The 24,808-nt window shown below is 71.1% G+C and carries 16 protein-coding genes; 14 read left to right on the top strand and 2 right to left on the bottom strand.

The window, feature by feature from the left end:
- Positions 1 to 122: 122 nt before the first annotated feature.
- The 14 genes from ACWDCZ_RS14040 (at position 123) to ACWDCZ_RS13975 (ending at position 20,266) form a co-directional block, all read left to right on the top strand.
- A complete protein-coding gene (locus ACWDCZ_RS14040; RefSeq protein ID WP_375874154.1) occupies positions 123 to 2,723 on the top strand; it encodes a SpoIIE family protein phosphatase in 2,601 nt (866 codons plus the stop codon).
- Positions 2,724 to 2,816: 93 nt separating this feature from the next.
- Positions 2,817 to 4,628 carry an ABC transporter family substrate-binding protein gene (locus ACWDCZ_RS14035; RefSeq protein WP_387968446.1) on the top strand — a complete coding sequence of 604 codons (1,812 nt, stop codon included), beginning with the start codon at positions 2,817 to 2,819 and terminating at the stop codon, positions 4,626 to 4,628.
- 353 nt (positions 4,629 to 4,981) lie between these two features.
- Complete coding sequence (gene typA, locus ACWDCZ_RS14030) at positions 4,982 to 6,886, top strand: translational GTPase TypA (protein ID WP_117489405.1); 1,905 nt, start codon at positions 4,982 to 4,984, stop codon at positions 6,884 to 6,886.
- 431 nt (positions 6,887 to 7,317) lie between these two features.
- Positions 7,318 to 8,961, top strand: coding sequence for a peptide ABC transporter substrate-binding protein (locus tag ACWDCZ_RS14025; protein WP_380777417.1), 1,644 nt, complete (start codon positions 7,318 to 7,320; stop codon positions 8,959 to 8,961).
- Positions 8,962 to 9,101: 140 nt separating this feature from the next.
- The gene (locus ACWDCZ_RS14020) at positions 9,102 to 10,028 is read left to right on the top strand and encodes an ABC transporter permease (protein ID WP_049654878.1); all 927 of its coding nucleotides are present in this window, start codon (positions 9,102 to 9,104) and stop codon (positions 10,026 to 10,028) included.
- Positions 10,021 to 10,965, top strand: a complete 945-nt coding sequence (locus tag ACWDCZ_RS14015; protein WP_117489407.1) for an ABC transporter permease — start codon at positions 10,021 to 10,023, stop codon at positions 10,963 to 10,965. The genes ACWDCZ_RS14020 and ACWDCZ_RS14015 overlap by 8 nt, the downstream gene beginning before the upstream one ends.
- A 20-nt stretch (positions 10,966 to 10,985) precedes the next feature.
- On the top strand, positions 10,986 to 12,035 hold the full coding sequence (locus ACWDCZ_RS14010) for an ABC transporter ATP-binding protein (RefSeq protein ID WP_049654875.1): 1,050 nt from the start codon (positions 10,986 to 10,988) through the stop codon (positions 12,033 to 12,035).
- Positions 12,028 to 13,044 carry an ABC transporter ATP-binding protein gene (locus ACWDCZ_RS14005; protein WP_117489409.1) on the top strand — a complete coding sequence of 339 codons (1,017 nt, stop codon included), beginning with the start codon at positions 12,028 to 12,030 and terminating at the stop codon, positions 13,042 to 13,044. Before ACWDCZ_RS14010 ends, ACWDCZ_RS14005 begins: the two co-directional genes overlap by 8 nt.
- A 203-nt stretch (positions 13,045 to 13,247) precedes the next feature.
- Positions 13,248 to 14,873, top strand: coding sequence for a peptide ABC transporter substrate-binding protein (locus tag ACWDCZ_RS14000; protein ID WP_049654867.1), 1,626 nt, complete (start codon positions 13,248 to 13,250; stop codon positions 14,871 to 14,873).
- A gap of 115 nt (positions 14,874 to 14,988) precedes the next feature.
- The gene (locus ACWDCZ_RS13995; protein WP_049654864.1) at positions 14,989 to 15,915 is read left to right on the top strand and encodes an ABC transporter permease; all 927 of its coding nucleotides are present in this window, start codon (positions 14,989 to 14,991) and stop codon (positions 15,913 to 15,915) included.
- Positions 15,916 to 15,991: 76 nt separating this feature from the next.
- Positions 15,992 to 16,906, top strand: a complete 915-nt coding sequence (locus tag ACWDCZ_RS13990) for an ABC transporter permease (protein WP_074001556.1) — start codon at positions 15,992 to 15,994, stop codon at positions 16,904 to 16,906.
- Positions 16,907 to 16,922: 16 nt separating this feature from the next.
- A complete protein-coding gene (locus ACWDCZ_RS13985; RefSeq protein ID WP_380777420.1) occupies positions 16,923 to 17,975 on the top strand; it encodes an ABC transporter ATP-binding protein in 1,053 nt (350 codons plus the stop codon).
- Positions 17,965 to 19,059: an ABC transporter ATP-binding protein gene (locus tag ACWDCZ_RS13980; RefSeq protein ID WP_074001356.1), complete on the top strand. Its 1,095-nt coding sequence runs from the start codon at positions 17,965 to 17,967 to the stop codon at positions 19,057 to 19,059. Before ACWDCZ_RS13985 ends, ACWDCZ_RS13980 begins: the two co-directional genes overlap by 11 nt.
- A 157-nt stretch (positions 19,060 to 19,216) precedes the next feature.
- Positions 19,217 to 20,266 (top strand): ABC transporter ATP-binding protein, encoded by a 1,050-nt coding sequence (locus ACWDCZ_RS13975; RefSeq protein WP_074001357.1) that lies wholly within the window; start codon positions 19,217 to 19,219, stop codon positions 20,264 to 20,266.
- A gap of 13 nt (positions 20,267 to 20,279) precedes the next feature.
- On the opposite strand, the gene ACWDCZ_RS13970 is transcribed toward ACWDCZ_RS13975, so the two are convergent.
- Entirely contained in the window at positions 20,280 to 21,992 is a 1,713-nt protein-coding gene (locus tag ACWDCZ_RS13970) for an ABC transporter family substrate-binding protein (RefSeq protein WP_117489416.1), read from the bottom strand.
- A 165-nt stretch (positions 21,993 to 22,157) separates the two neighbouring features.
- Positions 22,158 to 24,617: a peptidoglycan binding domain-containing protein gene (locus ACWDCZ_RS13965; RefSeq protein ID WP_449816040.1), complete on the bottom strand. Its 2,460-nt coding sequence runs from the start codon at positions 24,615 to 24,617 to the stop codon at positions 22,158 to 22,160.
- Positions 24,618 to 24,808 lie beyond the last annotated feature (191 nt).

Genomic DNA, 24,808 nt, shown 5'->3' with positions numbered 1-24,808 from the left:
TAGGACAAAAACCTTCGCCCGATCTGATGTTGTGATGTTGAGGGCGTGTGAACGTACCCCTCGATGATGAATACTCGGTCTTCTCGACATCCGGACGGTCGCGGGTTGGAGGGGTCGGTCCGTTGAACAGCACTCCGGCGCGGAGCGTGTCGCCGAGCAGCAGCGGTCATGCCGCTGTACCCGGGCAGGCCGGTTCCGCGCACCTGTCCGTACCGGACGGCGCGGTCGCCGGGCGCGGCCACCACCCCGTCGCCGAGGACCGCGCCTGGGGCGCCGGCGACCCCGGCTCGATCTACGACTACATCCGGGTCGCCACCTTCGCGATCGGCCCCGACGGGCGGATCAGCCAGTGGAGCGAGCGCGCCGCCGAGTTCTTCGGCATCCCGGCCGCCGAGGCCGTCGGCGCCGACCCGGTCACCACCTTCGTCCCCCGCGAGCTCTGGCAGCGCGGCCGGGCCCGGCTGGAGCGCACCCTGGCGGGCGAGGAGTGGGTCGGCACCACCCCGTACCGGGACGCCGACGGCGGCGAGGGCCTCGCCGAGCTCTACCTGATGCCCGACAGCGCCCTGCCCACCGCGGGCGCCACCTGCCTGGCCGTCGACCTCGGGCGGCTGCGCCGGATCGAGACCGACCTGGCCGCCTCCGAGGCCGTCTTCGGGCAGACGCCCACCGGCTTCGTGCTGTTCGACGACCGGCTGCGGCTGCAGCGGGTCAACGACGCCTTCGCCTCCGGGATGGGACTGGTCCCCACCGACCTGGAGGGCCTCACCCCGCACGACCTCTTCCCGCCGTCCGAGGCGGACCGGCTCACCGCCGCCCTGCGCAAGGTCGTGGCCACCGGCGAGCCCGTCTTCGACCTGCGCTTCCACGGCGCCGTCCCGACCCGCGAGGGCAACCGGCTCTGGGCCGTCTCGCTGTACCGCCTGAACGGCTCCGCCGGGCAGACCATGGGCGTCGCCGGGCAGGTCTCCGACGTCACCAGCCGGCACGTCGCCGAGCGCGAGGCCGACGGGGTGCGCCGCAACCTGGCCCTGCTCAACGAGGCCAGCGCGCACATCGGCTCCACGCTCGACCTGGAGACCACCGCCAAGGAACTGCTGGACGTCGTCGTCCCGCCGTTCTGCGACCTCGCGACCGTCGACCTCTACACCGCGCTGCTCTCCGGCGAGACCGTGCCCAGCGCCGGCCGGCTCGGCGACACCGTGCTCACCGACGGCAGCGGCGAACTGCGCCGGGTCGCCGTCTCCAGCGTCGTCGGCGGCGCCTCCTCGGTGCTCGGCTCGGTCACCGGCCTGCCGATCGCCGAGGCCGGCGGCACCCTCTGCTACCCGCGCCGCTCCCCGCACGCCCGGGCGCTGCGCACCGGCCGCAGCGTCGTCCCCGAGCCCGGGCGCGACCCGCTGCTGCGCTCCACCCTGATCGTCCCGCTGGTCGCCCGCGACCAGGTGCTCGGCCTCGTCCAGCTCTCCCGGGCGATCGGCAGCGAGCCCTTCGACGCCCGCGACGTCGCGATCGCCGAGGAACTGGTCGCCCGCGCCGCCGTCTGCATCGACAACGCCCGGCTCTACCGGCGCGAGCACGAGCGGGCGCTGATCCTCCAGCGCAGCCTGCTGCCCCCGGGCAACCCGGCCGCCAGCGGCCTGGAGATCGCCTGCCGCTACCTGCCCAGCAACAACAACACCGAGGTCGGCGGCGACTGGTTCGACGTCATCCCGCTGCCCGGCAACCGCACCGCGCTGGTCATCGGCGACGTGATGGGCCGCGGACTGCGCGCCGCCGTCGCGATGGGCCAGCTGCGCACCGCCGTCCGCACCCTGGCGATGCTCGACCTCGACCCCGCCGAGGTGCTCGGCGCCCTGGACGAGATCGCCCGCGGCCTCGGCGACGACTCGGTGCCGGCCGGCCCGCCCACCCCGTACGGGCGGCTCACCTCGACGGCCGACGAGGAGGCCCGCGAGGTCTACCTGGCGACCTGCGTCTACGCGGTCTACGACGCCGTCACCCGCCGCTGCGTCTTCGCCAACGCCGGCCACCTGCCGCCCGTCCTGCTCAGCCCCGGCGAGAGCTCCCGGATGCTCGACGTGCCGCCCGGCCTGCCGCTCGGCGTCGGCGGCGAGCCCTTCGAGGAGGTCGAGCTGACCCTCCCGGACGGCGCCGTGCTCGCGCTCTACACCGACGGCCTGGTGGAGAGCCGCAAGCACCAGCTGGACGAGGGCCTGCGGGCCTTCCGCTCCGCGCTCTCCGACGGGGGCAAGGGGCTGGAGGACCTCTGCGACCACGTGCTCGGCGAGCTCAACCCGCACCACGGCGAGGACGACATCGCCCTGCTGATGGCCAAGGTGCACGCCTTCCCCGAGGACGCCGTCGGCAACTGGTTCCTGCCGCCCGAGCCCACCTCGGTGGCCAAGGCCCGCGAGCTGGCGTGCAGCTGGCTGCTCGCCCGGGGGCTGGACGAGCTGGTCGACACCACCGAGCTGCTGGTCAGCGAGCTGGTCACCAACGCGCTCAAGCACGGGCGGGGCGAGATCCGGCTGCGGCTGCTGCGCGAGCGCGGCCTGGTCTGCGAGGTCTGGGACGACGGCTACGCGCAGCCCCGGCAGCGGCGCGCGCAGGAGACCGACGAGGGCGGGCGCGGCCTGCAGCTGGTCAGCCTGCTGGCCGAGCGCTGGGGCAGCCGGCGCACGCCCAAGGGCAAGATCGTCTGGTTCGAACTCGGGCTGTAACGGCCCGGATCGGTGGGCCGGACGGGTGCAGTCGTCCGGCCGCCCGCCGTGTCGGCACGGGCCGGGCGCCCGGGGCGGCGTTCGATGGCCGCCATGCGCGTCCGCCAGCTCACCGCCGCAGCCGCCGCGCTGCTGCTCGCCGCCGGTCTCGGCGGCTGCTCCGACGACCCGGGCCCCGCCCGCACCCCCGCCGCCGTGCCCGCCCCGGCCGAGCCCACCGCCACCACCGGGGACGTCGGGCCGGTCGACCGCGCCGCCGTCCGGGACGGCGGCACGCTGCGCTGGGCCCTCGACCGCGTCCCGGCCACGCTGAACGTCTACCAGGGCGCGGCGACCGCCGACTCGGCGCTGCTCGCCCACGCGCTGTACCCCTCGCTGTTCCGGCCCGACGAGCACGGCCGGCTCGCCCCCGACCCGGACTACCTGGAGGGCGCCGAGTCCACCCCGCCCGGGCAGTCGCCGCAGGTGGTGACGTACCGGCTGAACCCGCGCGCCGTCTGGAGCGACGGCACCCCGGTCTCGGCCGCCGACCTCGACGCCCAGCGGACCGCGCTGTCCGGCCTGGACCCCGCGTACCGGGGCGGGCGGGCGGCCGGGTACGACGCCGTCGAGTCGGTCGCCCCGGGCGCCGACCCGCACGAGGTGCGGGTGACCTTCCGGCGGCCGTACGCGGAGTGGCGCTCGTTGTTCGGGCCGCTCTACCCGGCCGCCGAGACGGCCACCCCGGCCGACTTCGACCGGGCGCTGACCGGCGGCGACCGGCCGAGCGCCGGGCCGTACACCCTCTCCCGGTACGACGCCGAGGGCGGGACGGTCACCGTGGTGCGCAACCCGCTCTGGTGGGGCGAGCCGGCGAAGGCCGACCGGATCGACTTCCTCGCCTCGCCGCCCGAGCAGCGGCTGGACGCGCTGGACCAGGACCGGCTGGACGTCGCCCCGCTCACCGCGGCGGTGGACCGGGCGGTGCCGGCCCCGGCCGCCGATGCCTCCTCCGCTCCCGCCTCCGCCTCACCCTCCGTCGCGCCGCCGCCCGAGGCCGCGCCCGAGTCGGCGGCGCTGGCGCTGCGGCGGGCCGAGTCGCTGCCCGGCGTCACCGTGCACCGGGCCGCCGCGGCCTCGCTCACCCAGCTCACCCTCAACGCCGAGCGCGCCCCGCTGACCGACCCGCTGGTGCGCCGGGCCCTCACCCGGGCCGTCGACCGGCAGCGGATCGCCGCCGCCGCGCTCACCCCGCTCGGCCTGCCCGCCGCACCGCTCGGCAGCCACCTGCTCGCCGGCGACCAGGAGGGCTACCGGGACAACAGCGGCGCGGTCGACCAGGCGGACCCGGGCCTGCTGCTGGACGAGGCGGGCTGGATGCGGCCCACCGGCGGGGGCGTCCGGAGCAGGGGCGGCAAGCCGCTCTCCCTCTCGCTGCTGCTCCCGGCCGGTTCGGCGACCGCCAAGCGCACCGCCGACGCGCTCACCGCCGGCCTCGGGGACGCCGGGATCGCGGTGCGGCAGGTGCCCGTGCCCGCCGAGTCCTTCGTCGGGGAGCACCTGGCGGCCGGGGACTACGACCTCGCGCTCTTCTCCCGGCCGGTCGGCCCCAGCCCGGCGAGCGAACAGCGCCCCGCCTACGCCAAGCCCCGGCCGGACCCCGACGGCGTGCCGGACCCGGGCGGCAACTTCGGCCGCGGCGGCACCGAGGAGATCGACCGGCTGTTCGACCGGGCGGCCGCCGAACCGGACCCGGCGGCCCGGCTCGACCTGCTCCAGGAGGCGGACGTACGGATCTGGCAGCTCGGGCACTCGGTGCCGCTCTACCAGCGGCCGGAGCTGGTCGGGGTCCGGACCGGGGTGGTCGGCGCCGGCGCGTACGGCTTCGGGTGGCCGCGCTTCCAGGACGTGGGCTGGGGCGGGTAGGGCTTCCCCGGCGGGGCGGCGCACGGCGTCGGCGGACGCCTCCCGGAGACCGCTCCGGGGGCGTCCGCCCGGTGCGTCGGCCGGGCCGTCGGAGCACGAACGGAAGGGGGCCGGAGCCCGGTCGCCGGGTGGCCGCCGTGTGATCCGCCTGTGATCTTGATCCCCTGCGACCTGCTCGTTTCTGCTCACCTGGGCGCTTCCCCGTACGATAGGAGGAAGCCGAGGCATGTCGATATGCCCGGCGGGTGGACCGGTAGTAGCAGGCGGAACGGGTGGCAGCGGCCGAAAGGGCCGCAAGTGCGCGTCTCGCGGCCGGGCGCCGTAACCCACGATTCCGGGAGAATCCGCTAGGCATGCCCACGCGCAACGACATCCGTAACGTCGCCATCGTCGCCCACGTCGACCACGGCAAGACCACGCTGGTCGACGCCATGCTCAAGCAGGCCGGCGCCTTCGCAGCCCACCAGCAGCTCGATGACCGGATGATGGACTCCAACGACCTGGAGCGCGAGAAGGGCATCACCATTCTCGCGAAGAACACCGCGGTCAAGTACCACCCCAAGGATGGTGGCGCGCCGATCACCATCAACATCATCGACACCCCGGGCCACGCCGACTTCGGTGGCGAGGTCGAGCGCGGTCTGTCGATGGTGGACGCGGTCGTCCTCCTGGTCGACGCCTCCGAAGGCCCGCTGCCGCAGACCCGGTTCGTGCTCCGCAAGGCGCTCACCGCCCGCCTGCCCGTCATCCTCTGCATCAACAAGACCGACCGTCCGGACTCCCGGATCGACGAGGTCATCAACGAGACCTACGACCTGTTCCTGGACCTGGACGCGGACGAGGACCAGATCGAGTTCCCGATCGTCTACGCCTGCGCCCGTGACGGCGTCGCCTCGCTGACCAAGCCGGAGAACGGCACCGTCCCGGCCGACAGCACCAGCCTGGAGCCGTTCTTCTCCACCCTGCTGGAGCACGTCCCGGCCCCCGGCTACGACGAGGACGCCCCGCTCCAGGCCCACGTCACCAACCTGGACGCCGACAACTTCCTCGGCCGCATCGCGCTGCTCCGCGTCGAGCAGGGTGAGCTGCGCAAGGGCCAGACCGTGGCCTGGATCAAGCGTGACGGCTCGATCCAGAACGTCCGCATCTCCGAGCTGCTGATGACCGAGGCGCTCACCCGCAAGCCGGCCGAGGTGGCCGGCCCCGGTGACATCTGCGCCGTCGCCGGCATCGGCGAGATCATGATCGGCGAGACCCTGGCCGACCCGGAGAACCCGATCGCGCTGCCGCTGATCACGGTGGACGAGCCGGCCATCTCGATGACCATCGGCACCAACACCTCGCCGCTGGTCGGCCGTGGCGGCAGCGGCAAGGGCGCGGACGCCAAGGCCGGCGTCAAGGTGGACCGCAAGGTCACCGCCCGCCAGGTGAAGGACCGCCTGGACCGCGAGCTGATCGGTAACGTCTCGCTGCGCGTGCTCGACACCGAGCGTCCGGACGCCTGGGAGGTGCAGGGCCGCGGTGAGCTGGCGCTGGCCATCCTGATCGAGACCATGCGCCGCGAGGGCTTCGAGCTGACCGTCGGCAAGCCGCAGGTGGTCACCAAGCAGGTCAACGGCAAGACCCACGAGCCCGTCGAGCGCCTCACGGTGGACGTGCCCGAGGAGCACATGGGTGCCGTCACCCAGCTCATGGGCATCCGCAAGGGCCGGATGGACAACATGTCCAACCACGGCTCGGGCTGGGTCCGGATGGAGTTCGTCGTGCCGTCCCGCGGCCTGATCGGCTTCCGTACCGAGTTCCTCACCAACACCCGCGGCACCGGCATCGCGCACTCGATCCACGAGGGTCACGAGCCGTGGTTCGGCAACCTGACCACCCGCAACAACGGTTCGCTGGTCGCCGACCGGGCCGGTGTGGTCACCGCCTTCGCGATGACCAACCTGCAGGAGCGCGGCGTGCTCTTCTGCGAGCCGGGCACCGAGGTGTACGAGGGCATGATCGTCGGTGAGAACTCGCGTGCCGACGACATGGACGTGAACATCACCAAGGAGAAGAAGCTCACCAACATGCGCTCGGCGAACGCCGACGTGGCCGAGTCGATCGTCCCGCCGCGCAAGCTCTCGCTGGAGCAGTCGCTGGAGTTCTGCCGCGAGGACGAGTGCATCGAGGTGACCCCGGAGACGGTTCGCATCCGTAAGGTCGTCCTCGACCAGAAGGACCGCGGTCGCACCGCCTCGCGCGCCAAGAAGGCGTGATCCGGACGCACTGAACGGCCATTGGCCGGAATGATTCGCCCCCCTTTCCCATGGAGAGGGGGGCGAACTTTTTCAACTACTCCAAGTTGTCGGGGCCGCTATTCACGGAATAGCGCTCATCACACCCAGGTGTCCGCTGAGCGGACGTGACAGTTCGTCATCCGTGACGACTGTCCGTTTGGTGCCTGTCTGGCTATGTCTCAAATGTCCGGTTTTCGAAACTTACCGACTGTTCATGTGACCTAATTGAGATCGTCACTGGTCACTTTCGTGTCCGTGCGTGACGGATAGTGGGTGCAGTCAGGCTCGGGTCAAGGGTGAACGCGCAGGGGTGCGCGCCGAAACCACGAGCGCGGACGGCACAGCGGGTCCGGTGGGAACCGTTCCGCAGTGCCCTCCTCGTTGCAACGTCGAATTCAGGAGGCACACCGATGCGCGGTGCGAGCCAGGCCAAGTGGGTTGTCGCAGCTGTTGCTGTCGCCCTCGCTGCGACTGCGTGCAGCAGCAGCGACTCCTCCGGGGGCAGCTCCGACAGCGCTGCGGTCGACCCGGGCGCCAGCTTCAGCTACCAGAGCGCGGAGCCGCAGCGCCCGCTCCAGCCGGCCAACGCCATGGAGAACCAGGGCGGCCGTATCGTCAAGCAGCTCTTCAAGGGCCTCGTCGACTACGACCCCGCGACCGGTGCGCTGCGCAACCAGGTGGCCGACAAGATCGAGACCACCGACGCCAAGAACTACACCGTCACGCTGAAGTCCGGCTGGACCTTCCACGACGGCACCCCGGTCACCGCCAAGTCCTTCGTGAGCTCCTGGAACTGGTCGGCCAACCCGAAGAACAACCAGATCAACTCGGACTGGTTCTCCGACATCGTCGGCTACGACGCGGTCCACCCGGACAAGGACAAGGGTGACCCGACGGCCACCGAGATGTCCGGTCTGAAGGTCGTCGACGACACCCACTTCACGATCGAACTGTCCACCCCGGTCTCGTACTTCACGTACAAGCTCGGCTACTCGGCCTTCTTCCCGCTGCCCGAGGGCTTCTTCACCGACCCGGCCGGCTACGGCCAGAAGCCGGTCGGCAACGGCCCCTACAAGTTCGTCTCGTGGGAGCACAACAAGGCCATCACGCTGGCCGCCTACGACAAGTACACGGGCATCGACAAGCCGAAGAACGGCGGCGTCGTCTTCCGGAACTACACCGCCGGTGAGGCCGCGTACAAGGACCTGATGTCCGACACCCTGGACGTCCTGGACCAGGTCGACTCGACCGACCTGCCGAAGTACAAGGACGACCTGGGCAAGCGCGCGGTCGACCAGCCGCAGGGCGCCATCCAGAACATCTCCTTCGCGCTGTACCAGGGCGACTGGAACGCCCCGGGCAAGGAGAAGGTCCGTCAGGGCCTCTCGATGGCGATCGACCGCGACACCATCACCAAGACCGTGCTGAACGGCAACCGCATCCCCGCCGACTCGTTCGTGGCGCCCGGCGTCATGGGCTACAAGGCCGGCACCTGCGGCGACGCCTGCAAGTTCAACCCGGAGAAGGCCAAGCAGCTCATCACCGAGGGCGGCGGCGTTCCCGGCGGCAAGATCACCATCCTGTACAACTCCGACGGCAGCCACAAGGAGTGGGTGGACGCGGTCTGCAACTCGATCCGCCAGTCGGTCGGCGTCGAGTGCCTCGGTGACCCGAAGCCGGACTTCAAGACCTCGCGTGACCTGGTCACCAGCAAGCAGGTCCAGAGCATGATGCGTACCGGCTGGGTGCAGGACTACCCGCTGAACGCCAACTTCCTGCGCGACGTCTACGGCACCGGTGCCGCGGCCAACGACGGCAGCTACTCCAGCTCCGAGTTCGACAAGCTGTCGAAGGAGGCGGACGCCGCCACCACGGTCGAGAAGACCGCGGAGTACTACCAGCAGGCCGAGGCCGTTCTGGCCAAGGACATGCCGGCCATCCCGCTCTGGTACTACAAGACCAGCTCCGGCTACTCCAAGAACGTCCAGAACGTGAAGTTCAACTCCTTCGGCGACCCGGTCTACACCGACGTCGAGGTCAAGAAGAAGAAGTAATCGGTCGGCACCGCCTGACCCGGTGACAACGGCCGGTGCCCGTCCATCCCCACAAGGGCGAGGACTGGCACCGGCCGTTGGCACGCCGACTTATCTCTTGCCGGGTTGACGGGCCCGGCAGAGTCATACATGGAGGCACGATGGGGCGCTTTGTCGCAAGGCGACTGCTCCAGATGATCCCGGTGTTCCTCGGAACGACCGCACTCATCTTTTTCATGGTGCACTTGCTGCCCGGTGACCCGCTGGCAGCGCTGTGGGGCGACAAGGCGCCGGACCCGGTGCAGCTCGCCGCGCTGAGGCACCAGCAAGGCTTCGACAAGCCGCTGGTCCAGCAGTACCTCGACTACATGGGGAAGCTGTTCACCGGTGACTTCGGCACCGGCCTGGACGGACGCCCGGTGCTCGACAAGATCACCGAGGCGCTGCCGGTCACGGTCCAGCTGGCGCTGTTCGCGTTCGCCATCGAGATCGTGCTCGGCATCGGGATCGGCCTGTACGCCGGTCTGCGCCGCGGCAAGCTCTTCGACAAGGGCGCCCTGGTCATGACCCTGCTGCTGATCTCGATCCCGGTCCCGGTGCTGGGCTTCATCGTTCAGACGGTCTTCGGGCAGAACCTGAAGTGGGTCACCCCGACCGTCCAGGACAGCAACGACATCACCCAGATGGTGCTGCCGGCCGTCGTGCTCGGCTCGCTCTCGCTGGCCTACGTCGCGCGCCTCACCCGCACCTCCATCGCCGAGAACATCAAGGCCGACTACGTCCGCACCGCGGTGGCCAAGGGCCTGCCGCGGCGCAAGGTGATCGGCACCCACCTGCTGCGCAACTCGATGATCCCGGTGGTCACCTTCCTCGGTACCGACCTCGGCGCCCTGATGGGCGGCGCCATCGTCACCGAGGGCATCTTCAACGTCCAGGGTGTGGGCCACGCGCTCTACCAAGCGATCAACATGAAGGAGGGCTCGACGGTCTCCGGCTTCGTGGCCTTCCTGGTGATCGTCTACCTGGCCGCCGGCCTGATCGTCGACCTGCTTTACGCGGTCCTGGACCCGAGGATCCGTTATGCCTGACCTGACCGAGAAGAAGACCGCCGGGAAGATCCCGGCCCAGGGCGGCGCCGCCACCGCGGCCGCCAAGCCCGAGAAGCCCCGCAGCCTCGGCTCCGACGCCTGGCACGACCTGCGGCGCAAGCCGATCTTCGTGATCTCCGCGCTGCTGATCCTGCTGCTGATCGTCATCGCGATCGCGCCCGGTCTGTTCACCTCGGTGGACCCGCGGGCCGGCGACCTGCGCAACCACTACCTGACGAAGCCGAACTACGGCCACCTCTTCCAGGCGGACTGGTTCGGCTACGACCTCCAGGGCCGCAGCATCTACGCCCGCGTCGTCCACGGCGCCCGCGCCTCGATCATCGTCGGCATCTGCGTCACCGCCGGTGTGACCATCATCGGCGGCCTCACCGGCATGCTGGCCGGCTACTTCGGCGGCTGGGTCGACACGATCATCTCCCGGATCACCGACATCTTCTTCGGCATCCCGCTGCTGCTCGGCTCGCTGGTGGTCCTGAACGCCTTCACCTCGCGCACCGTCTGGAGCGTGGTCTTCGCGCTGGTCGCCCTGGGCTGGACCCAGATGACCCGTGTCATGCGCGGTTCGGTGATCACGGTCAAGCAGGCCGACTTCGTGACGGCCGCCAAGGCGCTCGGCGCCGGCACCTGGCGGATCATGTTCAAGCACATCCTGCCGAACGCGGTCGCCCCGGTGATCGTCGTCGCCACCATCGCGCTCGGCGGCTACATCGCCGCCGAGGCGACGCTGAGCTTCCTCGGCATCGGTCTGCAGGACCCGACCATCTCCTGGGGCATCGACATCTCCTCCGCCCAGAAGGTGATCCGGACGGCGCCGTTCGCGCTGTTCTTCCCCGCCGGAATGCTGAGCCTCACCGTTCTGGCGTTCATCATGCTCGGCGACGCGGTGCGCGACGCCCTCGACCCGAAGCTCCGTTGAGAGAAGAGGTGACGACCCCGATGACCACCGTGATCGAGAACGACCAGAAGAACGACCGTCTCGAAGTTGGCACTCCTCTTCTCGAGGTGAAGGACCTCCACGTGGAGTTCCACACCCGGGACGGTGTCGCCAAGGCCGTGAACGGCGTCAACTACTCCGTCGCGGCCGGCGAGACGCTCGCCGTGCTCGGCGAGTCCGGCTCCGGCAAGTCCGTGACGGCGCAGACCATCATGGGCATCCTGGACATGCCCCCGGGCAAGGTGACCCAGGGCGAGATCCTGTACCGCGGCCAGGACATGCTCACGATGAGCAACGAGGAGCGGCGGCGGATCCGCGGCCAGAAGATCGCGATGATCTTCCAGGACGCGCTGTCCGCGCTGAACCCGGTGCTCTCCGTCGGCTACCAGCTCGGCGAGATGTTCCGCGTGCACCAGGGCGCCTCCCGCAAGGAGGCGAAGGAGAAGGCCATCGAGCTGATGGACCGGGTGCGCATCCCCGCCGCCCGGCAGCGGGTGAACGACTACCCGCACCAGTTCTCCGGCGGCATGCGCCAGCGCATCATGATCGCGATGGCGCTGTCGCTCCAGCCCGACCTGATCATCGCGGACGAGCCCACCACCGCCCTGGACGTGACCGTCCAGGCCCAGGTGATGGACCTGCTGGCCGAGCTGCAGGCCGAGTACAACATGGGCCTGATCCTGATCACCCACGACCTCGGCGTGGTCGCCGACGTCGCGGACAAGATCGCCGTGATGTACGCGGGCCGGATCGTGGAGACCGCCCCGGTGCACGAGCTGTACGCGAACCCCGCGCACCCGTACACCAAGGGCCTGCTCCGCTCCATCCCGCGCCTGGACCAGAAGGGCCAGGAGCTGTACGCGATCAAGGGCCTGCCCCCGAACCTGCTGAAGGTTCCGACCGGCTGCGCGTTCAACCCCCGCTGCGACGTCGCCACCGACCTGTGCCGCACCGAGATCCCGGCGCTGCACCACGTCACGGACAAGGACGGCAAGGAGCTCACCGGCCGCCGCAGCGCGTGCCACCTCTGGAAGGAGACCCTCCATGGCTGAGAACATCCTGGAGGTCAAGGACCTGGTCAAGCACTACCCGCTGAGCCAGGGCATCCTCTTCAAGAAGCAGGTCGGCGCGGTCAAGGCGGTCGACGGCATCTCCTTCGAGCTGAAGAAGGGCGAGACGCTCGGGATCGTCGGCGAGTCCGGCTGTGGCAAGTCCACGCTGGCCAAGGTGCTGATGAACCTGGAGCGGGCCACCTCCGGCCAGGTGCTGTTCAAGGGCGAGGACATCTCCACCCTGCAGGGCGCCGCCCTGAAGGCAGTCCGCCGGAACATCCAGATGGTGTTCCAGGACCCGTACACCTCGCTCAACCCGCGCATGACGGTCGGCGACATCATCGGCGAGCCGTTCGAGATCCACCCCGAGGTGGCGCCCAAGGGCGACCGCCGCAAGGCCGTCCAGGACCTGCTGGACGTCGTGGGTCTGAACCCGGAGTACATCAACCGCTACCCGCACCAGTTCTCCGGCGGCCAGCGCCAGCGCATCGGCATCGCCCGCGGCCTCGCGCTCAAGCCCGAGATCATCATCTGCGACGAGCCGGTCTCCGCGCTGGACGTGTCCGTCCAGGCGCAGGTGATCAACCTGCTGGAGCAGCTGCAGGGCGAGTTCGGCCTCTCCTACATGTTCATCGCGCACGACCTCTCCATCGTCCGGCACATCTCCGACCGCGTCGGCGTGATGTACCTGGGCAAGATGGTCGAGATCGGCTCGGACGAGGAGATCTACGAGAACGCCACCCACCCGTACACCCAGGCGCTGCTCTCCGCGGTGCCGGTGCCGGACCCGACGGCGCGCGAGTCCCGCGAGCGGATCATCCTCACCGGAGACATCCCCTCGCCGGCCAACCCGCCGTCCGGCTGCCGCTTCCGCACCCGCTGCTGGAAGGCGGAGGACCGGTGCTCCGAGGAGGTCCCGCTGCTCGCGGTCCCCTCGCTGCTGGAGGGCGCGGCCGCCCACGAGTCGGCCTGCCACTTCCCCGAGGTCCGGGAGCAGGCCGCGGCCTGATCCCCCGGTAGTCGCAGGAAGGGCCCGTGGCGTTCGCGCCGCGGGCCCTTTCCGCGTTCCGCCGGTGCCACGCCGCGTCGTCCGGCGCCGCGTCAACTCGGCAGGGGGTCACCGCACCCGTCCGGGTGCACCTGACGCGCGCCGTCGCCGGGGCGCGCTTCTCATGGGGTGTGATGCGAAACACACCCTGAGGAGGGACCTCCATGCCCGTAGCCGCCCGTGCTCGTTGGGTCCTCGCCGTTGCGACCTCCGTGGCCCTGGTGGCCACCGGCTGCAGCAGCAGTAGCGGCGGAGGGGGCAGCGGTTCGTCGGACGCCGGCAAGTCCTTCAGCTACCAGAGCAACGAGCCGCAGAACCCGTTGCAGCCGGCCAACGCGAACGAGGTCGGCGGCGGTCGCATCATCCAGAACCTCTTCAAGGGGCTGGTCGACTACGACCCGAGCAACGCCAAGATCCGGATGCAGGTCGCCGACAAGATCGACACCAGTGACTCGCAGACCTTCGACATCACGCTGAAGGACGGCTGGAAGTTCCACGACGGCACCCCGGTGCACGCCCAGAACTTCGTCGACGCCTGGAACTGGGGCGCCAGCCCGGCCAACAACCAGATCAACAGCTCCTGGTTCTCCGACATCGAGGGCTACCAGGACGTCCACCCGACCTCCGGCCAGCCCACCGCGGACAAGATGTCCGGGCTGACCGTCACCGACGAGCTGCACTTCACCGTCAAGCTGAGCCACAAGGTCTCGTACTTCGAGTACAAGCTCGGCTACATCGCCTTCTCCCCGCTGCCCGAGGGCTTCTTCAAGGACCCGGCCGGGTACGGGCAGAAGCCGGTGGGCAACGGCCCGTACCAGTTCGTCAGCTGGTCGCACAACAACAACGTGGTGACCAAGTCCTTCCCGGACTACCAGGGCGTGGACAAGCCGAAGAACGGCGGCATCGTCTTCAAGATGTACACCACGTCCGAGGCCGCCTACGCGGACCTCCAGTCCAACAACCTGGACGTGATGGACCAGGTGCCGCCGTCCGCGCTGGCCACCTACAAGAGCGACCTCGGGGACCGGGCGGTGGACGCGCCGCAGGGCGCCATCCAGAACATCGGCTTCACGCTCTACCAGGCCGACTGGGCGTCGCCGGACAAGGCGAAGGTGCGCCAGGGCCTGTCGATGGCGATCGACCGCGCCACCATCACCAAGACGGTGCTCCAGGGCTCCCGCAAGCCCGCCACCGCCTGGGTGGCCGAGGGCGTCGAGGGCTACAAGGACGGCGCCTGCGGCGAGTTCTGCACGTTCGACGCGGCCAAGGCCAAGCAGCTGATCCAGGAGGGCGGCGGCGTCCCCGGCAACAAGCTGCTGATCACCTACAACGCGGACGGCGGCCACAAGGAGTGGGTCGACGCGGTCTGCAACTCGATCCGGCAGAACACCGGGGTCGACTGCCTGGGCGACCCGAAGCCCGACTTCAAGACCGCGCGGGCCGCGATCACCGGGCACACCCTCAACGGCGCCTTCCGCACCGGCTGGGTGCAGGACTACCCGCTGAACGCCAACTTCCTGGCCGACGTCTACCGCACCGGTGCCGCGTCCAACGACTTCGGCTACAGCAACCCGCAGTTCGACGACGCGGCCACCAGGGCCGACGAGGCCGCCAGCGTCGCCGACACGGTGACCGGCTACCAGCAGGCCGAGGCCGTGCTGCCGAGCGGGATGCCCGCCATCCCGCTCTGGTACTACCGCACCAACTCGGGCTACTCGACCAAGGTGCAGAACGTGAAGTTCGACTCCTTCGGCAACCCGGCCTGGACCCAGGTCGAGGTCAAGGGCTGAGCCCCGAGCCCTCGCGCCGGCCCCGCCCTCCCCGCACGGAGGGCGGGGCGCGGTCTCTCGGCCGACCGGTCCGGTCGGCCGGGCACCCAGTCGGACACCTAGGAAGGAGGCTCGGATGGGCAGTTACGTGCTGCGTCGGGTGCTGCAGATGATCCCGGTGTTCTTCGGCACCACGCTGCTGATCTTCCTGATGGTCTACACGCTGCCCGGCGACCCGGTGGCGGCGCTGTTCGGGGAGAAGGCCGCCGACCCGGCCGTGGTCGCCAGCATCAAGCACACGTACTACCTGGACCAGCCGCTCTGGAAGCAGTACCTGCACTACATGGGGAACCTCTTCCAGGGGGACTTCGGCACCAGCTTCACCGGCCGTCCGGTCACCGACATCATGGCGGACGCCTTCCCGGTCACCATCCGGCTCGCCCTGATGGCCTTCGTCTTCGAGATGATCGCGGGCCTGGCCCTCGGCCTGGTCTCCGGCCTGCGGCGCGGCAGCGTCGCGGACACCCTGGTGCTGGTCTTCACCCTGGTGGTGATCTCGATCCCGGTCTTCGTGCTGGCCTACATCGCCCAGACGGTGTTCGCCACCAACCTGGGCTGGGTCACCCCGACGGTGCAGGACAGCTACGACCTGACCCAACTGGTGCTGCCGGCCGTCGTCCTGGGCTCGCTCTCGCTCGCGTACGTGGCCCGGCTCACCCGGACGTCGATCGGCGAGAACCTGCGGGCCGACTACATGCGCACCGCGGTCGCCAAGGGCCTGCCCCGGCGCACCATCATCTCCCGCCACCTGCTGCGCAACTCGCTGATCCCGGTGATCACCTTCCTCGGCACCGACCTCGGCGCGCTGATGGGCGGGGCGATCGTCACCGAGGGCGTCTTCAACGTGCAGGGCATCGGCAACGTCCTGTACCGGGCGGTCAACCAGAAGGAGGGCCCCACCGTGGTCGGCATCGTGACCGTCCTGGTGATCATCTACCTGGTCGCCAGCCTGCTCGTCGACCTGCTCTACGCGGTCCTGGACCCGAGGATCCGCTATGCCTGACATCCACGACGAGGACTCGTACGAGCCGCACCCCAAGCCCGGGGTCTCGCGCCTCGACTACGCGGGCGAGCAGGGCATGGCGGTCGAGCAGGAGACGTTAGTCGAACCGGACGTGGTGAAGCGGGAGGAGGCCCGCAGCCTGTGGGCCGACGCCTGGCGGGACCTGCGCCGGCGGCCGATCTTCCTGATCTCGGCGGTGCTGATCGTGCTGCTGGTGGTGATGGCGGTCTTCCCCTGGGCGTTCACCTCCGCGGACCCGCGCAAGGCCGACCTGGTGAACGACTACCTCAGGCGGCCGAACTGGGGCGACGTCTTCGGGGCCGGCTGGTTCGGGTACGACGCCCAGGGCCGGTCCATCTACGCCCGGGTGGTGTACGGCGCCCGCGCCTCGATCACCGTCGGCATCTTCGTGACCGCCGCCGTCACCCTGCTCGGCGGGCTGACCGGGATGGTGGCCGGCTTCTTCGGCGGCTGGGTCGACGCGCTGCTCTCCCGGATCACCGACATCTTCTTCGGCATCCCGCTGCTGCTCGGCGCGCTGGTGCTGCTGAACGCCTTCGCCACCCGCACGGTGTGGAGCGTGGTCATCGCGCTGGGCGTGCTCGGCTGGACCCAGATCGCCCGCGTGATGCGCGGGGCGGTGCTGACCGTCAAGCAGGCCGACTACGTGGTGGCCGGCCGGGCGCTCGGCGCCGGGACGGGCCGGCTGATGTTCCGGCACATCCTGCCGAACGCGATCGCCCCGGTGATCGTGGTGGCGACGATCGCGCTCGGCGGCTACATCGCCACCGAGGCGACGCTGAGCTTCCTCGGCATCGGCCTGCAGGACCCGACCATCTCCTGGGGCATCGACATCTCCTCCGCCCAGAAGGTGATCCGGACGGCGCCGTACGTGCTGTTCTTCCCGGCCGCGGCGCTCTCGATCACCGTGCTGGCCTTCATCATGCTGGGCGACGCGGTGCGCGACGCCCTCGATCCGAAGCTTCGCTGAGCGAGGGGAGCGCATCGTGAGTACAGCGGTGGACACCACCGGGCACGAGCGGAAGGCGCCGTACCAGGGGCCGCTGCTCGACGTCCGGGACCTGCACGTCGAGTTCGCCACCCGGGACGGGGTCGCCCGGGCGGTGAACGGGGTGAGCTACTCCGTCGCGGCGGGGGAGACGCTGGCGGTGCTGGGGGAGTCCGGCTCGGGCAAGTCGGTGACGGCGCAGGCGGTCATGGGCATCCTGGACATGCCGCCGGCCCGGATCCCGCGCGGCGAGATCCTCTACCGGGGCCAGGACATGCTCAGGATGGGCAAGGAGGAGCGGCGGCGGATCCGCGGCCAGAAGATCGCGATGATCTTCCAGGACGCGCTGTCCGCGCTGAACCCGGTGCTCAGCGTGGGCTACCAGCTCGGCGAGATGTTCCGGGCGCACCGGGGGGTGTCCCGCAAGGAGGCGCGGGACAAGGCCGTCGAGCTGATGGACCGGGTGCGAATCCCGGCCGCGAAGGAGCGGGTGAACGACTATCCGCACCAGTTCTCCGGGGGCATGCGGCAGCGGATCATGATCGCGATGGCGCTGGCGCTGGAGCCGGACCTGATCATCGCGGACGAGCCGACCACGGCGCTGGACGTGACGGTGCAGGCCCAGGTGATGGACCTGCTCGCCGAGTTGCAGGCCGAGTACAACATGGGGCTGATCCTGATCACCCACGACCTCGGCGTGGTCGCCGACGTCGCGGACAAGATCGCGGTGATGTACGCGGGCCGGATCGTGGAGACCGCCCCGGTGCACGAGCTGTACGCCCGGCCCGCGCACCCGTACACCAGGGGCCTGCTGGACTCGATCCCCCGGCTCGACCAGAAGGGCCAGGAGCTCTACGCGATCAAGGGCCTGCCGCCCAACCTGCTGCGCATCCCCCCGGGCTGCGCCTTCAACCCGCGCTGCCCGCGCGCCCAGGACGTCTGCCGGGCCGAGGTGCCGGAGCTGTTCCCGGTCGCCGAGGAGGACGGGACGCCATTGGAGGGGCGCGGCAGCGCCTGCTTCTTCTGGAAGGAGACCCTCCATGACCGTTAACGGGTCCAGCGCACTGGGCGCGGTGGTGCCGGAGGAGGTCGCCCTCGCGCGGGAGGTGCCGCGCGGCGAGCCGATCCTCGAAGTCCGGGACCTGGTCAAGCACTTCCCGCTCACCAAGGGCATCATCCTCCGGCGGCAGGTCGGGGCGGTGAAGGCGGTCGACGGGGTCACCTTCGACCTGATGCACGGTGAGACGCTCGGGATCGTCGGCGAGTCCGGCTGCGGGAAGTCCACGCTGGCCAAGGTGCTGATGAACCTGGAGCCGGCCACCTCGGGATCGGTCCGCTACAAGGGGGAGGAGATCTCCCGGCTCTCCGGGGCGGGGCTGAAGGCCGTCCGGCGGAACATCCAGATGGTGTTCCAGGACCCGTACACCTCGCTCAACCCGCGCATGACGGTCGGCGACATCATCGGCGAACCGTTCGAGATCCACCCCGAGGTGGCGCCCAAGGGCGACCGCCGCAAGGCCGTCCAGGACCTGCTGGACGTGGTCGGGCTCAACCCCGAGTACATCAACCGCTACCCGCACCAGTTCTCCGGCGGGCAGCGCCAACGCATCGGCATCGCCCGGGGGTTGGCGCTCAAGCCGGAGGTCATCATCTGCGACGAGCCGGTCTCCGCGCTGGACGTCTCGGTGCAGGCGCAGGTGATCAACCTGCTGGAGCAGCTGCAGGGCGACTTCAACCTGTCGTACATGTTCATCGCGCACGACCTCTCGATCGTCCGGCACATCTCCGACCGGGTCGGGGTGATGTACCTGGGGAAGATGGTCGAGATCGGCAGCGACGCGGAGATCTACGACCACGCGACCCACCCGTACACCCAGGCGCTGCTCTCGGCGGTGCCGGTGCCGGACCCGACGGCGCGCGAGACGCGGGACCGGATCGTGCTCACCGGCGACGTGCCCTCGCCGGCCAACCCGCCGTCCGGCTGCCGCTTCCGCACCCGCTGCTGGAAGGCGCAGCAGCGGTGCGAGGTCGAGGAGCCGCTGCTGGTCGCGCCGTCCTGGCTGGGCGACGCGGCGCGGCACGACTCGGCGTGTCATTTCGCGGCGGAGCGGGGCGTCGAGCGGGAGTCCGGCTGACACCGGCCCCCTACCAGGGCGCGTCCTCGCAGGTGGGGGCGCGCCCTTTCCCGTGACGGAAAAGAGATCTGCCGCGGGCTCGCCAAGTACCCTCCCTTCCCTGATAGTTGCTCTGCGCCCAGCGGTGGGTGCCGCGGTGCTGAGGAGGGCGGCTCTGATGGACGCGGTGGAGGTGATCGGCGGTGGCCGGGGGAGCGTGGAGCCCGGGACGCCGCTGCTGGAGGTCGACGACCTGCACGTGGAGTTCCACACCCGGGACGGGGTCGCCAAGGCGGTGAACGGGGTGAGCTACTCCGTCGCGGCGGGGGAGACGCTGGCGGTGCTGGGGGAGTCCGGCTCGGGCAAGTCGGTGACGGCGCAGGCGGTCATGGGCATCCTGGACATGCCGCCGGGGCGGATCACCGCGGGGCGGATCCTGTTCCGCGGCGAGGACCTGCTGACCATGGGCACGGCCGCCCGGCGGTCCATCCGGGGCGGGCACATCGCGATGATCTTCCAGGACGCGCTGTCGGCGCTGAACCCGGTGCTCAGCGTGGGCTACCAGCTCGGCGAGATGTTCCGGGCGCACCGGGGGGTGTCCCGCAAGGAGGCGAAGGAGAAGGCCGTCGAGCTGATGGACCGGGTGCGCATCCCGGCCGCCAGGCAGCGCGTCGGGGACTTCCCGCACCAGTTCTCCGGCGGGATGCGGCAGCGGATCATGATCGCGATGGCGCTGGCGCTGGAGCCGGACCTGATCATCGCGGACGAGCCGACCACGGCGCTGGACGTGACGGTGCAGGCACAGGTGATGGACCTGCTGGCCGACTTGCAGGCCGAGTACAACATGGGACTGATCCTGATCACCCACGACCTGGGCGTGGTCGCCGACGTCGCGGACAAGATCGCGGTGATGTACGCGGGCCGGATCGTGGAGACCGCCCCCGTCAGGGAGTTGTACGCCCGGCCCGCGCACCCGTACACCAGGGGCCTGCTGGACTCGATCCCCCGGCTCGACCAGAAGGGCCAGAACCTGCACGCCATCAAGGGCCTGCCGCCGAGCCTGCTGAGCCTGCCGGAGGGCTGCGCCTTCAACCCGCGCTGCGACCGGGCGCAGGACCGCTGCCGCACCGAACTCCCGGCGCTGACGCCGGTCACCAGCGAGTACGGGACGGAGCTGGCGGGCCGCCGCAGCGCCTGCCACTACTGGCGCGAGACGCTGCACGGCTGAGCCCGTCCACCCGCTACTTCACGAAGCCGACGTTCTCCCAGACGATGTCGGACAGGCCCTGCGCGCCGATGTTGGCGAGGTCGGCGCGGGCCCCGTACAGCTGCGGGCGCTGGTAGAGCGGCAGGACGCCGGCCACCTTCCAGAGCTCGCCGTCGGCCTGGTTGATCGCCTCGGAGGCGGTGCCCGCGTCGGCCGCGGCGGCGGCCCGGTCGAGCGCGGCGTCCACCGCCGGGCTGCCCGCGCCGACGTGGTTGGTGCCGCCGCTCTGGACGAAGTTGGCGCGGTTGCCGCTGGCCGGGAAGGGGGTGCCGATCAGCGAGTAGGCGGCGATGTCGAAGTCGTCGCGGTTGACGTACCGGTCGAAGAACTCGTTGGCGGGGGCGGTCACCGTGGTCACCTTGATGCCGACGTCCTTGAGCATGGCGGTGGCGTTGGCGGCCTCGCTCTGGGCCGGGGTGACGCCGGCCGGGACGACCATCCGCAGGTTCAGCTCGCGGCCGTCCTTCTTCCGTACGTCGCCGTCCAGCTTCCAGCCGGCCGCGTCCAGCTTGCGGGCGGCCTCGGCGGGGTCGTAGCGGGCCAGGCCCAGAGAGTTGTCGCGGTAGCCGTTCTGGTTGGTGACCAGCAGGTGGTTGTTGAGCGGGACGGCGGGCCAGTCCAGGCCGTTGAGGTCGGCGCGGATCACCACGTCCCGGTTGATCGCCTGGAAGACGGCCTGGCGCACGGTCGCGTCGCTGAGCGCCGGGGTGCGGGCGTTCAGGGTGAGCTGGCGGAAGTCCGGGCCGCCGGCCCGGCGCACCACGGCGCCCTTGGTGTTCCTGATGACCTGGTAACCGGCCACGTCCGGGCCGTTGTTGACGAGGTCGATCCGGCCCTGGGCGAAGGCGGCGGGCATCGCGTCGGGCAGCATCGCGTGGAAGACGATCCGGTCCAGCACGGGCTTGTCGCCCCACCAGGAGGGGTCGGCGACCAGCGTGACGGTCTGGGTGGCGCGGTCCAGCTGCTCGACCTTGAACGGGCCGGCGCTGACCGGGAACCCGTCCAGGTAGGAGCTGTTGAACAGCTCCGGGGTGGAGACCCTACTGGCGGGCAGCAGCGGGGCGTTGCCGGCGCTGTTGAACATCGACTGCCACTCGGAGAACGGGCGGTCGAAGGTCATCACGGCCTGGTAGTCGTCCTTGCCGCGCTCGACCGCCGAGACCAGCTCGAAGCCGGTGCTGCTGGAGGCCTTGTAGGCCGGGTCCTTCCCGTTCAGGGCGCGCCAGTTGGCCTCGATGTCGCGCCAGGTGATCGGGGTGCCGTCGGACCAGTGGGCCTTCGGGTTGAGCGTCCAGGTGACCACCTGCCGGCCGTCCCTGAGCTCCGCGTGCGCCTCCTGCAGGTAGGCGGGGTTGGGCGTCTGGGTGCCGGCGGCGTCCGAGCGGAAGAAGGTCGGCAGCAGCGGCTTGCTGACCATGACGGTCGAGGACTCGCTGCCGTCGGCGTGGATCGGCGACCACTGGCGGGAGAACTGGGCGATCGCCAGGTTCAGGGTGCCGCCCTGGCGCAGCCGGGCCCGGTCGTGCGGGTTGATGTCGATCGCGGTCAGCTTGGGCGCTGTGGTGCCGGAGGGCAGCGCGTCGCCGCCGCCCTGGCCGGCGGTGCAGGAGCAGAGCGCCAGCGAGAGCGTGAGGGCGGTGAGACCGGCGAGCAGGGCCGTCCCGTGGCGCTGGAGGCGGCGGTGCATCGGCGTGCTCCCGGGGTGGATGTGGCGGATGGTGTGGCGTCACATCTTGCTGACCGGGAGGGGGCGTTGTCGAGGGGCGGGCCCGGATGCGGGCCCGCCCCCCGTGGGCGCGGGTTCGTCGGGGACGGACGCGCCCGACCGTGCGGGTGTCCGACCGCGGACGGGTCAGACCACGAACTTGAAGGTGCGGTCCTTGTCGCCGGTCTTGTCGAACACCGAGGTGATGCCGTCCGCGACGTCCTGCGGGGTGATCACGGCGACCTGGCCGTTCTTCTTGACCTTCACCTTGTCGAACGCGGTGCCCAGCTGGGCGGCGAGCGCGTCGAGGTCCCACTTGGGCACGATCTTGCCGGAGGCGTCCGGGACGAGCGTGAGCGCCTTGGCCGCGGTCTTGGGGCCGAAGTCCCAGGTCTTCGCGCCGGCCACGACGTGCACCTTGCCCGCGGCGATCTGCTTGCCGAGGCTGTCGGCGGCGGCCTGGAGGGCCTGGGTGGAGATCTTCGGCTGGGCGGCCGTGACGGCGAGGGCGATCGGCTGGTCGGGCTTGCCGTCGGCGCGGTCGCGGTAGGCCTGCTCGATCGCCTCCAGGGCGCTCGCCGACTCCACCGCCTGCCCGGCCCGGCCGGGCACGACGATCGGCTCGCCGTTGACGTCGCCGAACTTGATGTAGCCCTCCTGGAGGCCCTGGCCGGAGCCGGCCGCGAGGGTGTCCAGGGCGGCCCGGAGCTTGGCCTTGTCGACCTTGACCTCCGGGGCGACGGCCTTGGTGCCGCCCTGGAGCGACTTGATGACGTCGACCGGGTTGTAGCTGTGCTGGGCCAGGCCGTCCACGGTGGCGGTGGTGTCGAAGCTCAGGCCGGCGACCGCCGGGTCGAGGTCCACGGCCTGGTCGCCGATCTTCAGCTTGAGCGGCTGCTGGCCGGCCTTGCCGACCGACTCGTCCAGCTGGTGGATCGCCTGGTCGCGGCTGCTGCCGCCGATCTCGGCGCCGAGCACCACGGTGCCCTTGGGGACGTCGGACTGGTTGAGCATCAGACCGGTGCCGTACGCGGCCGCGCCGAGGAACAGCACCGCGACGCCGCCGTAGACGCCCAGCTTGACCAGCTTCTTGCCGGCTCCGCCGCGCTTGGCCTTGGCGGGGGCGGCGGGCTCGGCCTTCGCCTTGGCGGGGGCCGGCGCGGGGGTGGCCTTGTCGCCCTTGGCGTCCTTGCTGCCCTTTCCACCCTTGCCCTTGCCGCCCTTGGTGTCCGTGGCGGCCTCGGGCCGGGGGCCGGGGGCCGGGGCCGGCAGCGGGGTGACCGCGGTGGCCTCCGGGTCGCCGGGCTGCGGGGCGCCGCCGGGAGCGCCCGGGAAGAGGGCGCCGGGGCCCGCCGGGGTGGCGGGGGCGTCCTGGCCGGGAGCGGTCGGGCGCTGGGCGGCGAACGGGTCGGTGCCGGTCGGGGCCGAGGCGAACAGGCCCGGCTGCGGACGGCCGTCGGCGCCGTGCGGGGCGCCGTTCCGGGGCAGGCCGGGTATCGCGGCGGGCGGCGGGGTGGTGTCGCGGATCGGCGCGAAGCCGTCGACCGAGGTGTCCTCCGGGCCCGGCTCGCCGGCCGGTCCGGCCTGCGGGTGCGGTGCGGGGGCCGGGTGGCCGTTCGCCTGGAAGTCGTTGCGCGGACCGGACTGGCGCGGGCCGCCCGCCCGGTCGTCGAGCTGCTGCCCGCCCGGCTGCTGACGGTTCCGCTGGCCGCCGCCCCGCCGGGGGAGGCCGCCCTGCTGGCCGGCGTCGGGGACGGAGGTGCCGAACGGGTCGGCGACCGGTGCGCCGAACGGGTCGGCGGTCGGCGCGAACGGGTCGGCGACCGGGGCGAAGGGATCGGCGACCGGCGTGAAGGGGGCGGCGGCCTCGTACACGCCGGGCTCCTCCACCGGGGCCTCGGCCTGGAACGGCGCGGCGGGCGCGGCCGGGCGCGGCTGCTTGCCCTGGGCGGGCACCGGGCGGCCGTTCGGGGCGCCGTTGGCGTGGGCGGCCTGGCCCGCGGCCGGGTGGGCACCCTGCGGGCGCGGCTCGGCGACGGCGCCCGGCACGGCCAGGGCCTCCGCCGCTCCGGCGGCACCGGCCGGCACGGCCGCGGGCACGGCGGCCGGGGCGGGCTCGGCGACCGGGGCCTTCTTCTGACGCGGCCGGAACCAGGCGCCGGTGGACTCCGACTCGGAGGTGGCCGGCGGGATCGGCGGGATCTGCCACTCCGGCGGCAGGTTCGGCGGGGCGGCCTGGCGGCCGCCGTCCTCCATCACGCCGAGGACGGGCGAGGTCGGCGCGGACCGGTGCCGCGGGCCGCCCGGTTCGGCGGCGGCCGCCGCCGGGGCGTCATCGCCGGGGCCGTCCTCGTTCTTGACGGCGCTGCGGACGACGACCGGCGGGATCGGACGCGAGCCGGGGATGTTGATCCGGACCCGGGTGGTCAGGGTGGTCTCGGTCTTCGGACCGTCGTCCTCGCCGCCCGACGCGGCGCCCGGTCCGGCGTCCGCCCGGTCGCCGCCGGGGAGCCCCGGTGTGCCGTAGGGCGGGGTGCCCGACGGGTAGGCGTCCGGACCCGTGCGCCGGGGCGTCGGGTGGGCGTTGTCAGATTCGCGGCTGCTCAATGCTGCTCTGCTCCGGGTTCGCGGGCGGGCCGTGCGGCGCGACCGCGGTTCGTGGTCGCCGGGCCTTGACGGGGGCGGGCGGCGGTCGGGTACGGCGTTCTGCGGGACCACCATACTGGGAAGAACAGAGCGGCGAACGGCTTCGGACAGATCCTGATACGTCCGGTTCCTCCGGTATGAGAGTAAGGCCG

This window comes from Kitasatospora sp. NPDC001225, from assembly GCF_053597855.1.
Note: the sequence above shows the minus strand (reverse complement) of the source record. Positions and strands in the feature narration are given on the sequence as shown.